Annotated in this window: 13 protein-coding genes; 3 read left to right on the forward strand and 10 right to left on the reverse strand. The window is 64.1% G+C overall.

Annotation, left to right across the window (positions count from 1 at the left end):
• Nucleotides 1–72: 72 nt before the first annotated feature.
• From grxD to hemA, 4 genes are all read right to left on the reverse strand, one after another.
• The gene (gene grxD, locus ACT89O_RS05595) at nucleotides 73–396 is read right to left on the reverse strand and encodes a Grx4 family monothiol glutaredoxin (RefSeq protein ID WP_055399159.1); all 324 of its coding nucleotides are present in this window, start codon (nucleotides 394–396) and stop codon (nucleotides 73–75) included.
• A gap of 61 nt (nucleotides 397–457) precedes the next feature.
• A complete protein-coding gene (gene prmC / locus ACT89O_RS05600; protein ID WP_487262053.1) occupies nucleotides 458–1,309 on the reverse strand; it encodes a peptide chain release factor N(5)-glutamine methyltransferase in 852 nt (283 codons plus the stop codon).
• Nucleotides 1,310–1,382: 73 nt separating this feature from the next.
• Complete coding sequence (gene prfA / locus ACT89O_RS05605; RefSeq protein ID WP_487262055.1) at nucleotides 1,383–2,495, reverse strand: peptide chain release factor 1; 1,113 nt, start codon at nucleotides 2,493–2,495, stop codon at nucleotides 1,383–1,385.
• A 114-nt stretch (nucleotides 2,496–2,609) separates the two neighbouring features.
• Nucleotides 2,610–3,929: a glutamyl-tRNA reductase gene (gene hemA, locus ACT89O_RS05610; protein ID WP_487262056.1), complete on the reverse strand. Its 1,320-nt coding sequence runs from the start codon at nucleotides 3,927–3,929 to the stop codon at nucleotides 2,610–2,612.
• 72 nt (nucleotides 3,930–4,001) lie between these two features.
• Here hemA and ACT89O_RS05615 point away from each other — a divergent pair, with 72 nt between their 5' ends.
• Together ACT89O_RS05615 and ACT89O_RS05620 are read left to right on the forward strand one after the other, a co-directional pair.
• Complete coding sequence (locus ACT89O_RS05615; protein WP_121422462.1) at nucleotides 4,002–4,280, forward strand: hypothetical protein; 279 nt, start codon at nucleotides 4,002–4,004, stop codon at nucleotides 4,278–4,280.
• Nucleotides 4,281–4,456: 176 nt separating this feature from the next.
• Nucleotides 4,457–5,425 carry a Bug family tripartite tricarboxylate transporter substrate binding protein gene (locus ACT89O_RS05620; RefSeq protein ID WP_055399149.1) on the forward strand — a complete coding sequence of 323 codons (969 nt, stop codon included), beginning with the start codon at nucleotides 4,457–4,459 and terminating at the stop codon, nucleotides 5,423–5,425.
• A 111-nt stretch (nucleotides 5,426–5,536) separates the two neighbouring features.
• On the opposite strand, the gene ugpQ is transcribed toward ACT89O_RS05620, so the two are convergent.
• From ugpQ to ugpB, 6 genes are all read right to left on the reverse strand, one after another.
• Nucleotides 5,537–6,322 carry a glycerophosphodiester phosphodiesterase gene (gene ugpQ / locus ACT89O_RS05625; RefSeq protein ID WP_487262057.1) on the reverse strand — a complete coding sequence of 262 codons (786 nt, stop codon included), beginning with the start codon at nucleotides 6,320–6,322 and terminating at the stop codon, nucleotides 5,537–5,539.
• Nucleotides 6,319–6,687 (reverse strand): bleomycin resistance protein, encoded by a 369-nt coding sequence (locus tag ACT89O_RS05630; RefSeq protein WP_487262058.1) that lies wholly within the window; start codon nucleotides 6,685–6,687, stop codon nucleotides 6,319–6,321. Before ACT89O_RS05630 ends, ugpQ begins: the two co-directional genes overlap by 4 nt.
• Before the next feature lie 4 nt (nucleotides 6,688–6,691).
• On the reverse strand, nucleotides 6,692–7,702 hold the full coding sequence (locus ACT89O_RS05635) for a sn-glycerol-3-phosphate import ATP-binding protein UgpC (protein ID WP_055399144.1): 1,011 nt from the start codon (nucleotides 7,700–7,702) through the stop codon (nucleotides 6,692–6,694).
• Nucleotides 7,703–7,763: 61 nt separating this feature from the next.
• A complete protein-coding gene (ugpE, locus tag ACT89O_RS05640) occupies nucleotides 7,764–8,615 on the reverse strand; it encodes a sn-glycerol-3-phosphate ABC transporter permease UgpE (RefSeq protein WP_121422465.1) in 852 nt (283 codons plus the stop codon).
• A 147-nt stretch (nucleotides 8,616–8,762) separates the two neighbouring features.
• Complete coding sequence (gene ugpA / locus ACT89O_RS05645; RefSeq protein ID WP_228898733.1) at nucleotides 8,763–9,644, reverse strand: sn-glycerol-3-phosphate ABC transporter permease UgpA; 882 nt, start codon at nucleotides 9,642–9,644, stop codon at nucleotides 8,763–8,765.
• A gap of 120 nt (nucleotides 9,645–9,764) precedes the next feature.
• A complete protein-coding gene (gene ugpB / locus ACT89O_RS05650; RefSeq protein WP_055399138.1) occupies nucleotides 9,765–11,081 on the reverse strand; it encodes a sn-glycerol-3-phosphate ABC transporter substrate-binding protein UgpB in 1,317 nt (438 codons plus the stop codon).
• 297 nt (nucleotides 11,082–11,378) lie between these two features.
• Between ugpB and serA the strand changes: the two genes are divergently transcribed.
• A complete protein-coding gene (gene serA / locus ACT89O_RS05655; RefSeq protein ID WP_487262059.1) occupies nucleotides 11,379–12,608 on the forward strand; it encodes a phosphoglycerate dehydrogenase in 1,230 nt (409 codons plus the stop codon).
• Nucleotides 12,609–12,626: the final 18 nt, after the last annotated feature.

Here is a 12,626-nt window from a genome sequence, read left to right on the forward strand (position 1 = left end):
TGCCACTGTTGCGGGCAAACCAAAAGGCCGCCCGAAGGCGGCCTGGTTTGCACGGGGTAGTGGCCGCGTCGATCAGCCTTCGGTGCCCAGCACCTGCTTGAGCTCGCCCGACTCGTACATCTCCATCATGATGTCCGAGCCACCGATGAACTCGCCCTTCACATACAGCTGCGGGATCGTGGGCCAGTTGCTGTATTCCTTGATGCCCTGGCGGATTTCGTCGTCTTCGAGCACGTTGACGGTGACCACGCTCTTGGGGTCCACGCCGCAGGCCTTGAGGATCTGGATTGCGCGGCCCGAGAAGCCACACATGGGGAAGCTGGCGTTGCCCTTCATGAACAGCAGGATGTCGCTGGATTTGACGAGGGTGTCGATGCGTTGTTGGGTGTCGCTCATGGGAATACTCCTTGAAAGGGGCTGGCGGGCGTGGGGTTTTGAAAGCCCGCAATGGGGTGGATTATTTCACTGTCTGCGCCAGCGGCCACTGCCCGCCCGAGCAACGCGCAATGCCCGCGAGGTCATTGCGGCTTTGTACCAAGGCAAAACCCTGGGTGGCGAGCAGGGCCTGCACGGCTTCGGCCTGGTCGTAGCCATGCTCCAGCAGCAGCCAGCCGCCCGGCTGCAGGTGCGCGGGCGCCTGGGCGACGATGGTGCGGATGTCTTCGAGGCCGTCTGCGCCGCTGGCCAGGGCCTGCAGGGGTTCGTGCGTCAGCGCGGCCAGGTGGGGGTCGGCACTGGGGATGTAGGGGGGGTTGGAGATGATCGCGTCAAAAAAACCATCCACGCCTTGCAGCCAATCACTACGCTGAAACCGCGCCGGCAAACCCAGCCGCTGTGCATTGGCCTGGGCCACGGCCAATGCATCGGCACTCGCGTCCACCCCCAGTACCCTGGCGTCAGCGCGCTGGCTTTGCAGCGCCAACGCAATGGCGCCGCTGCCGGTGCCCAGGTCCACCACGCGCGGCGATGTCAGCGGGGCGATCACTTCCAGGGCCCAGTCCACCAGGGTTTCGGTGTCGGGGCGTGGGTCCAGCACGCGGGCGTCCACCTGCAGCGGCAGGCCGTAGAACTCCTTGCGTCCGGTGAGGTAGGCCACTGGCTCGCCCGCCAAGCGGCGCTGGCACAGGGCGATGAACTGGGCATGTGCTGCCTCTTCCATCGCATCCGTGTCGTGCGCCAGCAGCCAGGCGCGGCCTGCGTCGTGGCGCGCCAGGGTGTGCAGCAGCAGCAGTTGCGCGTCGATGCGCGCCAGTCCCAGGGTGTGGGCCTGGTTCAGGGCCTGGGCGAGGGTGGGGGATGTGTTGGTCACTATTGATTTAATAGCGGATAGCGCATGACAGATAAGCGCTAGAGGCCAATATTGTTCAAATTCTGAATATGGTTCAGCTTGCGGTACCCATCTCCAGCTCTTCGAGCTGTTCGGCCTCGCGGGCGTGGGCCAGGGCCTGCAGCACATCGCCCAGGTCGCCTTCCATCACCTGCAGCAGCTTGTACAGCGTGAGGTTGATGCGGTGGTCGGTGAGGCGCCCTTGCGGGAAGTTGTAGGTGCGGATGCGGTCGCTGCGGTCGCCGCTGCCGATCAGGCCCTTGCGCAGCGCGGCCTCCTTGGCGGCGCGCTCGCTGCGCTCCTTCTCCTGGATGCGCGCCTGCAGCACTTGCAGCGCCTTGGCCTTGTTGCTGTGCTGGCTGCGGCCGTCTTGGCATTCGGCCACGATGCCGGTGGGCAAGTGCACCACGCGCACGGCCGAATCGGTCTTGTTGATGTGCTGGCCGCCAGCGCCGCTGGCGCGGAAGGTGTCGATGCGCAGATCGGCCGGGTTGAGCTTGATGGCATCGTGTTCGTCGGGCTCGGGCATCACGGCCACGGTGCAGGCGCTGGTGTGGATGCGGCCTTGCGTTTCGGTGGCGGGCACGCGTTGCACGCGGTGGCCGCCGGATTCGAATTTGAGCGCGCCATACACACCGCTACCGGAGGGGCCCGTACCGGGCTGGCCTTCAATGCGCAGCACGATTTCCTTGTAGCCGCCCAGCTCGGCGGCGTTCTCGCTCACCACCTCCACCTTCCACCCCACGTTGGCGGCGTAGCGGGTGTACATGCGGGTCAAGTCGCCTGCGAACAGAGCGGATTCGTCGCCGCCCGTGCCCGCGCGGATTTCGACGAAGGCGCTGCGGGCGTCGTCGGGGTCCTTGGGCAGCAGCAGGCGCTGCAGTTCGTCTTCGAGCTGCAACAGCTCGGCGGAGGCAGCGGTGATTTCTTCCTGTGCCATCTCGGCCATGTCGGGGTCGGCCAGCATCTCGCGCGCACCCGCCAGGTCGGCCTCGCGCTGCTGGTAGCGGGCGTAGCGGCCTGCGACCTGCGTGACCTCGGCGTGCTCGACGGAGATGCGGCGGTACTGCGCCATGTCGCTCATGATGTCTTCGCGCGAGAGCAGGAAGTCGAGTTCGCCCAGGCGCTGTGCGTAGCGCTCCAGCTGGCTGCGGAGAAAGGGTTTCATGGAATTCTGGAAAAATGGTTTGCTACATATTTGGTAGCTGGTGGCGCTTATCTATCAAGCGCTAGAGGCCGATTTTGATGAAAACCGGGGCGGCTGCGGAGCGGGCGAGCGCCGCTACAGGCCGTTGTTGCTGGGCGTCTTGCTTTGCGAGCGCAGGAACAGGCGCGAGACGGTCTGGGCCGTCTGGGCGCGCATCTCGGCGTCGCCCGCGCGCAGCTCGGCCAAGGTGCCGTGCAGCATCTTCTGCGTGAGGCCGCGCGAGAGGGCTTCGAGCACGGCGTCCACATCCTCGCCCTTGGCCAGCAGCTTCTTGGCGCGCGCGATTTCCAGTGCACGCCACTCGTCGGTCTGGGCGTTGAGCTGCTGAATCAGCGGTACCACACCACCGGCTTGGCCGACAGGGCTGCGCAGCTCCATCCAGTGCATGAAGCTCTGCACGCCCGCGTCGATGATGGCCTCGGCCTGGGCCACGGCGGCCTGGCGGTTGGCCTGCGCGGTCTGCACCACACTGGCCAGGTCGTCCACGGTGTAGAGGTACACGTCGCCCAAGGCCTTGACCTCGGGCTCGATGTCGCGCGGCACGGCCAGATCGACCATGAACATGGGGCGGTGGCGGCGCTTCTTCAAAGCGCGTTCTACGGCGCCCAGGCCGATGATGGGCAGGCTGCTCGCGGTGCAGCTGATGACGGCGTCAAACTCGTGCAGGCGCTCGGGCAGGTCGGCCAGGCGCATCACCTCGCCGCCAAAGCGGGTGGCTAGCTTTTCGCCGCGCTCCAGGGTGCGGTTGGCAATGGCGATGGCCTTGGGGTTCTTGGCGGCGAAGTGCGTGGCACACAGCTCAATCATCTCGCCCGCCCCGACGAACAAAATCTTGGTCTCGGAGATGTCTTCAAATAGCTGGCCCGCCAGACGCACTGCGGCGGCGGCCATGCTGATGCTGTGCGCACCAATCTCTGTGCTGCTGCGCACTTCCTTGGCCACGGCAAAGCTGCGCTGGAACAGCTGGTTGAGCGTGGTGCCCAGGGCGCCAGCGGTTTCGGCGGCGCGCACGGCGTCTTTCATCTGGCCGAGGATCTGGGCCTCGCCCAGCACCATCGAATCGAGCCCGCTGGCCACGCGGAAGGCGTGGCGTGCGACGAGGCTGTCTTCCAAGGTGTACGAGTGCGAGCGCAGCAGCGCGGGGCTGACGCCGCCGCTCTGGGCCAGCCAGCCCAGCGTATGGTCCATGGCTGCTTGCTCGCCCGCGCAGTAAATTTCGGTGCGGTTGCAGGTGGAGATGATGGCTGTTTCCACCCCGGGGTGGCGGCTGGTGGAGCCCAGCGACTGGCGCAAACCGTGCAATGTGGGGGCAATCTGGTCGAGCGCGAACGCGAACCGGCCACGCAGATCGAGCGGCGCGGTGGTGTGGTTGATGCCGAGGGCCCAGACTGCCATAAGCTGCGATTATAAAATTGTTGGCCCGAACAGGCGGCCTTGCTTGTTCAAGCCTTGATTTGGGTCAATTCCATGGGTCCACTGGACATCGCCAACCACCTTCTCAACTTTGTTGCACCCGCCGCCGCCATGGCGCTGGTGTTGGTGCTTTCGGGCCGTCTGGTGGGCTCCCGCAGTGCCTCGGCGATGTCGGTGTGGCTGCGCTGGGTGATTCTGTTTGCCGTGGGTGTGGCGGTGCTCGCAGCTGGGCTGGTGCTGTGGGGGCGTGACGGCAAGATGCTGACCTATGCCGCCCTGGTTGTGGCCTGCGCTACCTGCCAGTGGGTGCTGGTGCGGGGCTGGAAGGCTTGAAGCTTTCAGCAAGCCGTCACGTGTTTTGAGGGTTTGCGAGGGGTGGTTTTGGGGACTCTGGCGCCCTTGTGTCTGATAGCCTTGGTGCCGCCCCCATGGCGTGCCATGTCATGGGTATTGGCGGTTTGACCCGCCGCTGACGAAGCCCCCTACACCGACTGCTGGAGACATTCCCCATGAAGCTGCTGCGTACCTGGATCACCCTGGCTGCGGGCTTGGCCCTTTCCGCTGCCGTGCACGCACAGGCTTTTCCGTCCAAACCCATACGTGTGGTCGTGGGCTTCCCGGCTGGCGGGCCTTTGGACCAGCATGCACGCCTGCTGTCCGATAAGCTGCAGGCCGTGCTCGGCCAGCCGGTGGTGCTGGACTACAAGGCCGGTGCCGGTGGCACCGTGGGCGCGCAGGACGTGATGAAAGCACCGCCCGACGGCCACACCATCATGCTGGCCAACACGGGTGTGATGGTAATCAACCCGGGGCTCTACAGCCGGTTGCCGTATTCGACCCTCAAGGACTTTGTGCCGATTGCGCGCACCGCCATGCAGCCACTGGCGCTGCTGGTGAACCCCAACGTGCCTGCCAAGAGCCTCAAGGAGTTCATGGACTACGCCCGGGCCAAGCCGGGCCAGGTCAACTTTGGCTCGGCGGGCAATGGTGGCATCAGCCACCTGGTGCCCGAGATGTTCAAGACCGCCACGGGTCTGTTCATGGTGCACATCCCCTACCGGGGCAGCGCCCCGGCGTTCACCGACCTCATGGGCGGGCAGGTGCAGTTCATGGCCGAGAGCATTCCCCAGGCCGCCGCGTACCACAAACAGGGCAAGGTGCGCGCCCTGGCGGTGACCAGCAAGGAGCGCAACCCCGCACTGCCCGATGTGCCCACGGTGATCGAGAGCGGCATCAAGGGATTCGAGGTGGTGGGTTTCTATGGCTTTCTGGCCCCGGCCGGCACGCCCAAGGAGGCTGTGAACAAGCTCAGCGAGGCCTTCGGCCAGGTGCTGCAGATGCCCGATGTGCGCAACCGCATGGTGAGCCAGGGGGCCGACCCGGCGTTTCTGGGCTCTGAGGACTTCGCGAAATTCCTGGCGTCCGAGATGCCACGCTGGGCCGAGGCGGTGAAAAAGTCGGGCGCGAAGCTGGACTGACCCCCTGAGGCGCTGCGCGCCTTCCCCCTGAAGGGGGACGCCACCCCTGGCCCGGCGAAGCCGGTTCCACGGTGGCACTGGCTTGGGGCGTGGATGGTTTGAAGGCGCGCCCTATGGCGTGGCGGGCGAAAAGAAGTCCACGCGGTCGGTGATGATGCCGTCCGTGCCCAGGGCGATGAGCCGCTGTGCGGCCCAGTCGTCGTTCACCGTGTAGCTCAGCGCGCGCAGGCCGTCGCCGTGGACGCGCGCAACCAGCGCCGCATCCCACAGCGCGTGGTTGCAGACGATGGCCACGCAGCCCAGCTCGCGGGCCGTGTTGTGCCAGCCGTCCCACAGCGTGTCCAGCAACAGGGCGCGGGGGATGTGGGGTGCTGTGGTGCGGGCGCTAGCCAGCGCTTCGGGTCGGAATGACGAGAACAGGGGCAACACCGCCTGGCCGTGCCACAGCCGCGCCGCATGCTCGCCCACTACCTGGCCAGTCTTTTCCTCCACGCCGGGGGTTGGCTTGATCTCGATGTTCAGCAAGAACCCGTTGGCAATGCAGTAGTGCGCAATGTTCTCCAGCGTGGGTAGCGGCTCGCCTGCGTAGCTGCGTGAATGCCAGGCGCCAGCATCCAGCTGTGACAGGGCCGCCCAGGGGTGATCGCCCCCGACCGCGCTCGCTGCCGAGCCCAGTGCCTGCGCGCCATTGGTCGTGCGGTCCAGCGTGGCGTCGTGCATCAGAAACGGTACGCCGTCGGCACTCAGCTTGGCATCGCACTCGAACATGCGATAGCCATGCTGTGCTCCCAGCCGGAAGGCGGTCAGGGTGTTTTCAGGGGCGAGCTTGCCAGCGCCACGGTGGGCGATCCAGCGGGGGTAGGGCCAGGGGGCGAGGATGGGAGATGGGGCGCTCATGCGGGTTCACCAAATTTCAGCAGGTTGCCGTGGGGGTCGATGACGAACATCTCCTTCATGCCCCAGGGCTGGACAGTGGGAGGAGTCAGTTGCAGGCCCCGTGCCGTGAAATCCGCGTGCAGCGCTTCTGTGTCGGCACGCACATAACACGAGGTGTTCTCTGCAATGTGGCGCTCGGTGCAGGGCCAGAAGTGCAGCTCGCAGCCATCGCGCTGCAGGATCAGGTAGTTGTCCATCTCCAGCAGCGGATCAAAGCCCAGGTGCCTGGTGTAGAACCGCAGGGTTTCTGCAAGGTCCAGCGACGCCAGCACCGGGACTGTGGCCTGAACCTTGCCCCCGGCACTGGCAGCTGGCTTGGGTGGCATCGGCTCAGGCCGCGATGCGCTTGCCGGTGGTGGCATCGAACGCGTGCAGGCGATCTGCGCGGGGCTGAACATGGATCACGGAATCGGGCGCAGGGGAGTGCGTGCCTTCTTCAACGCGCACGATGATCTGCTCGCCATTGATGCGGCCATAGATCAGGCGCTCGGCGCCCAGTAGCTCCACCGTCTCGACCGTGACCGCCCAGCCTTCGCTGCGCACATCCAGGTGCTCGGGGCGGATGCCCAGGATGGTGCCGGGGGCGGCGCTCGGCGCATTCTTGAGCAGGTTCATGGGCGGCGAGCCGATGAAGCTGGCCACGAAGGTGGAGGCGGGCGTGTGGTAGACCTCTTCGGGCGTGCCGAACTGTTCCATGTTGCCGGCGTTCATCACGATCATGCGTTCAGCCAATGTCATGGCCTCGACCTGGTCGTGTGTGACGAACAGGCTGGTGATGCCCAGCTCGCGGTGCAGCTTCTGGATCTCCAGGCGGGTCTGGGCGCGCAGCTTGGCGTCCAGGTTGGACAGCGGCTCGTCGAACAGAAACACCTGGGGCTGGCGCACGATGGCGCGGCCCATGGCCACGCGCTGGCGCTGGCCGCCCGAGAGTTCGCGAGGCTTGCGCTCCAGCAGGTGGCCCAGTTCGAGGATCTTGGCGGCCTTGTCCACGCGCGCCTTGATCTCGTCCTTGGGCACCTTGGCGATCTTCAGGCCATACGCCATGTTGTCGAAGTTCGTCATGTGCGGGTACAGCGCGTAGTTCTGGAACACCATCGCGATGTCGCGCTGGGCAGGTTCCAGGTTGTTCACCACACGGTCGCCGATGCGCAGCTCGCCGCCGGAGATTTCTTCCAGGCCGGCGACCATGCGCAGCAGGGTGGATTTGCCGCAGCCCGAGGGGCCGACGATCACGATGAATTCACCGTCCTTGACCTCGGCGTTCACGCCGTGGATGACCTGGTTGGCCTTGGGGCCGTGCCCGTAGCGCTTGATGATGTTGCGAAGAGAGATGGATGCCATTTTGCTATTAAATATGTAGCTGCTAGCGCAGATGTATGAAGCGGTAGGGCCCGTTTTATCTTTATTTTTCAGTGTCCACCAGGCCCTTGACGAACCAGCGCTGCATGACCACCACCACAAAGGCAGGTGGCAGCATGGCCAGCAGGGCCGTGGCCATCACGATGTTCCACTCGTTGCCTGCGTCGCCGCCGGCCAGCATGCGCTTGATGCCGATCACCACGGGGTACATGTCTTCGGACGTGGTCACCAACAGGGGCCACAGATACTGGTTCCAGCCATAGATGAACTGGATCACGAACAGCGCGGCAATCGAGGTGCGCGACAGCGGCACCAGGATGTCCTTGAAAAAGCGCATCGGACCGGCGCCATCCACACGCGCGGCTTCGACCAGTTCATCGGGCACCGTGAGGAAGAACTGCCGGAACAGGAACGTGGCCGTGGCCGAGGCGATCAGCGGCACCGTGAGGCCCGCATAGGTGTTGAGCATGCCCAGGTCCGACACCACCTGGTAGGTGGGCCCGATACGCACTTCCACGGGCAGCATCAGCGTGATGAAGATCAGCCAGAAGCAGATGCCCTTGAAAGGGAAGCGGAAGTACACGATGGCAAACGCCGACAACAGCGAGATGGCGATCTTGCCCAGCGTGATGACCATGGCGGTGACAAAACTCACCCACATCATGTGCGCCACGGGTGCGGTAGAGCCCGCGCCGGTTCCGCCGCCGAACAAGGCGTCGTGGTAGGTCTGCCAGAAGTTGCCGCCGGGCACCATGGGCATGGGCACCTGCACGATGTCCTGCGCCGTGTGGGTGGAGGCCACGAAGGCCAGGTACAGCGGGAAGCCGACGATGATCACGCCCAGCACCATGATGAGGTGCGAGAACGCGGTGAGGTAGGGACTACGTTCAACCATTGGAATCTTTCAGGATCGAAGCTTGGCCCACTGCGCCCGCAAAAGACACGACGCAGGCGAGGGCCGCCGAGCAAGGGCCGCCCCGCAGTGAGGGCGGCGTCCCCCTGGAGGGGGAAGGCGCGAAGCGACTCAGGGGGTGCTTCATATTCAGTACTGCACTTTCTTCTCGACGTAGCGGAATTGGATGACCGTCAGCACAACGACGATGGCCATCAGCACCACCGACTGTGCGGCCGATCCGCCCATGTCCATGGCCTTGAAGCCATCGTGGTACACCTTGTAGACCAGGATGGAGGTGTCGCGGCCCGGGCCGCCCTGCGTGGTGGCGTCCACGATGGCGAAGGTGTCGAAGAACGCATACACCACATTGATCACCAGCAGGAAGAACGTGGTGGGCGACAGCAGCGGGAACTGGATGCTCCAGAAGCGGCGCCATGGGCCTGCACCGTCAATCGCGGCCGCCTCGATGAGCGACTTGGGGATGGACTGCAAGCCCGCCAGGAAGAACAGGAAGTTGTAGGAGATCTGCTTCCACACCGCCGCAATCACGATCAGCGCCATCGCGTGGTCGGAGTTGAGCATGTGGTTCCAATCGAAACCCGACTGGCGCAGCATGTAGGCCACCACGCCCAGCGAGGGCGAGAACATGAACATCCACAGCACGCCCGCCACCGCAGGCGCCACGGCGTAGGGCAGCAGCAGCGCGGTCTTGTAGATCATGGCGCCCTTGATGATGCGGTCGGCAAAGATCGCGAGGAACAGCGACAGCGTGATGCCGCTCACCGCCACCAGGATCGAGAAGAAGGCCGTGGTCTTGAACGATGCCAGGTAACCCGGGTCCTGGAACAGGTCCCGGAAATTGTCGAAACCGACCCATTCCTTCGAAAACCCGAAGGAGTCCTGCATCTGGAACGACTGCACCAGGGCTTGGCCGGCTGGCCAGAAAAAGAAGACGCTGATGATGGCCAGTTGGGGTGCCAGAAGCACCCATGGCAGCCATGCAGAGCGGAATAAAACGCGTTTTTCCATGTCGAAACTCTTAAAAAGAAAACCCCGCCGCCCCGTGAACCAATAGGGTTGACGGGGCGGCGGGCTTTCGATGCCACCCGGCAGTGCTGCTGGGCGGTATCGGCAGATGTTCGGCAGTGTTTACTTGTTGGCGCGGGCGAAGCGGCCCAGTTGCTCGTTGCCACGGGTCACGGCGGTGTCCAGTGCTTCCTTGGGCGACTTCTTGCCCGACCAGATCTGCTCGGTTTCCTCGTCGATGATGGCGCGGATCTGCACGAAGTTGCCCAGGCGGATGCCGCGCGACTTGTCCGTGGCCTTCTTGATCATCTGCGTCACGGCCACGTCGGTGCCGGGGTTCTTGGTGTAGAAGCCCGAAGCCTCGGTCAGCTGGTAGGCGCCCATGGTCACAGGCAGGTAGCCGGTGCGCTGGTGGCTCGCAGCCTGCACCTTGGTGTCGTTCAGGAAGTTCAGGAAATCGGCCACGCCCTTGTATTCCTCGGCCTTCTTGCCAGACATCACCCACAGGCTGGCACCACCGATGGCGGTGTTCTGGGGAGCACCCTTTACATCAGGGTAGTAGGGCAGGGCCGAGATGCCGTAGGCAAACTTGGCTTCCTTGGCCACGCGGGCGTACAGGCCTGAGGAGCCCGTCATCATGGCGCACTCGCCCGATGGGAAGGATGCGTCCGGCACGTTGCCACGGCCCTTGTAGACGAAGCTGCCGTCCTTGGAGGCCTTGGCCAGGTTCTCGAAGTGGCGCACGTGCAATGGCGAGTTGACCTGCAGCTGGGCGTCGTTGCCGTCAAAGCCGTTGTTCTTGGATGCGAACAGCGTGTTGTGCCACAGCGAGAAGCTTTCCAGCTGCGTCCAGCTGATCCAGCTGGTGGTGAACGGGCAGCTGTGGCCGCTGGCCTTGAGCTTGGACGCGGCGGCAAACACTTCGGGCCAGGTCTTGGGCGGCTTGTCGGCGTCCAGGCCGGCCTTCTTGAAGGCATCCTTGTTGTAATAGAACACCGTGGTGGAGCTGTTGAGCGGGTAGCTCAGCATCTGGCCATTGGGCGCGGTGTAGTAGCCAGCCACAGCCGACACGTACTGGGTGGGGTCGAACTTGAAGCCGCCGTCGTTCAATACCTTGGCGACGGGAACGATGGCGCCCTTGCTGGCCATCATGGTGGCGGTGCCCACTTCAAACACCTGCAGGATGTGGGGGGCGTTGCCCGCACGGAAGGCGGCGATGGCGCCTGTCATGGATTCGTCATACGTGCCCTTGTAAGTGGGCACGACCTTGTACTTGGTCTGGCTGGCGTTGTACTGCTTGGCCAGGTCATTGACCCAGTCGCCCAGCGCTGCGCTCATCGAATGCCACCACTGAATCTCAACTTGCTGCGCCTGGGCTTGCGCAGGTGCGCAGACCGACAGGGCAATGGCAGCGCAGACCGCCAGATGCTTCGTTTGCATGAATATTTCCTCCGAGGATGACGAAAAGCACAAAGGCTGGATGCTATGCAGCCGATGTGACATTGATATGTCGTTGTCGCATGACCCCAGCGCTTGCAACAACCGGGAAACCCCTTGGGTAACCCGCAAGGGGAGCGATTGTGACTCTTTTGTGACAAGGTGTGGCGCATTTGCCGAGGCTTGCAAGGTTTTGTGCAATGCACCATGCTGGTGACTGTTCGCTGGTCCCTGTCGCACCGGTTCGTTCGCGCCGCAGCGCGCCGGTTTCTTTTCTCCATCTCCTTCTTTCTTATTGCCATGGCCACCAATTCGCTGGACAAGAACAAGATCAAATTTCTGCTGCTCGAAGGCATTCACTCCTCTGCGGTGGATGTGATCCGCGCGGCGGGCTATACGCAGATCGAGACGGTGTCTGGCGCACTGCCCGACGATGAGCTCAAGCGCAAGATCGCGGATGTGCACTTTGTGGGCATCCGCTCGCGCACGCAGCTCACCGAGGAAGTGTTTGCCCAGGCCCACAAGCTCGTGGCCGTGGGCTGCTTTTGCATTGGCACCAACCAGGTGGATCTGAACGCAGCGCGCGAGCGTGGCATTGCGGTGTTCAACGCGCCGTACTCCAACACCCGCTCGGTGGCCGAGCTGGTGCTGGCGGAAGCCATCCTGCTGCTGCGCGGTATCCCCGAGAAGAACGCGGTGGCGCACCGGGGCGGTTGGCTCAAGTCGGCCGACAACGCGTATGAAATCCGGGGCAAGACCCTGGGCATCGTGGGCTACGGCTCCATCGGCACCCAGCTGTCGGTGCTGGCCGAAGCAATGGGCATGCAGGTGGCGTTTTTTGACGTGGTCAACAAGCTGCCCTTGGGCAACGCCCGCCAGGTGCAGCACCTGCACGACTTGTTGGGCCAGAGCGACATCGTGAGCCTGCACGTTCCCGAGTTGCCGTCCACCGAGGGAATGATCGGCGCCGCCGAGATCGCGGCCATGAAGCCAGGCGGCATCCTCATCAACGCCGCGCGGGGCACGGTGGTGGATATTGAAGCGCTGGCCGCAGCGCTCAAGGCCAAGAAGCTGCTGGGTGCAGCCATCGACGTGTTTCCGGTCGAACCACGCACCAACAAGGACGAGTTCCAGTCCCCCCTGCGTGGCCTGGACAACGTGATCCTGACTCCCCACATCGGCGGCTCCACCATGGAGGCACAGGCCAACATCGGCCTCGAAGTGGCGGAAAAGTTGGTGAAATACAGCGACAACGGCACCAGCACCTCGTCGGTGAACTTTCCAGAGGTCGCGCTGCCCGCCCACCCCGGCAAGCACCGCCTGCTGCACATTCACCGCAACGTGCCGGGTGTGTTGTCCGAAATCAACCGCATCTTCTCGGACAACCAGATCAACATCTCGGCCCAGTACCTGCAGACCAACGAGAAGATCGGCTATGTGGTGATCGACATCGACGCCGCCTCGTCGGACCTGGCATTGGACAAGCTTGCGCAGGTCGGCGGAACCCTGCGCAGCCGCGTGCTGTTCTGAGCGCCAGAGTGGGGGCCG

The sequence above is a fragment of the Acidovorax sp. NN32 genome (genome assembly GCF_057597245.1).

Coding starts and splice junctions, on each gene's coding strand:
- ACT89O_RS05615 (WP_121422462.1), top strand. CDS start 4,002: ATGGGTCCACTGGACATCGCCAACCACCTTCTCAACTTTGTTGCACCC.
- ugpA (WP_228898733.1), bottom strand. CDS start 9,644: ATGGAAAAACGCGTTTTATTCCGCTCTGCATGGCTGCCATGGGTGCTT.
- ACT89O_RS05630 (WP_487262058.1), bottom strand. CDS start 6,687: ATGCCACCCAAGCCAGCTGCCAGTGCCGGGGGCAAGGTTCAGGCCACA.
- ugpE (WP_121422465.1), bottom strand. CDS start 8,615: ATGGTTGAACGTAGTCCCTACCTCACCGCGTTCTCGCACCTCATCATG.
- ACT89O_RS05620 (WP_055399149.1), top strand. CDS start 4,457: ATGAAGCTGCTGCGTACCTGGATCACCCTGGCTGCGGGCTTGGCCCTT.
- ACT89O_RS05635 (WP_055399144.1), bottom strand. CDS start 7,702: ATGGCATCCATCTCTCTTCGCAACATCATCAAGCGCTACGGGCACGGC.
- ugpB (WP_055399138.1), bottom strand. CDS start 11,081: ATGCAAACGAAGCATCTGGCGGTCTGCGCTGCCATTGCCCTGTCGGTC.
- prfA (WP_487262055.1), bottom strand. CDS start 2,495: ATGAAACCCTTTCTCCGCAGCCAGCTGGAGCGCTACGCACAGCGCCTG.
- grxD (WP_055399159.1), bottom strand. CDS start 396: ATGAGCGACACCCAACAACGCATCGACACCCTCGTCAAATCCAGCGAC.
- hemA (WP_487262056.1), bottom strand. CDS start 3,929: ATGGCAGTCTGGGCCCTCGGCATCAACCACACCACCGCGCCGCTCGAT.
- serA (WP_487262059.1), top strand. CDS start 11,379: ATGGCCACCAATTCGCTGGACAAGAACAAGATCAAATTTCTGCTGCTC.
- ugpQ (WP_487262057.1), bottom strand. CDS start 6,322: ATGAGCGCCCCATCTCCCATCCTCGCCCCCTGGCCCTACCCCCGCTGG.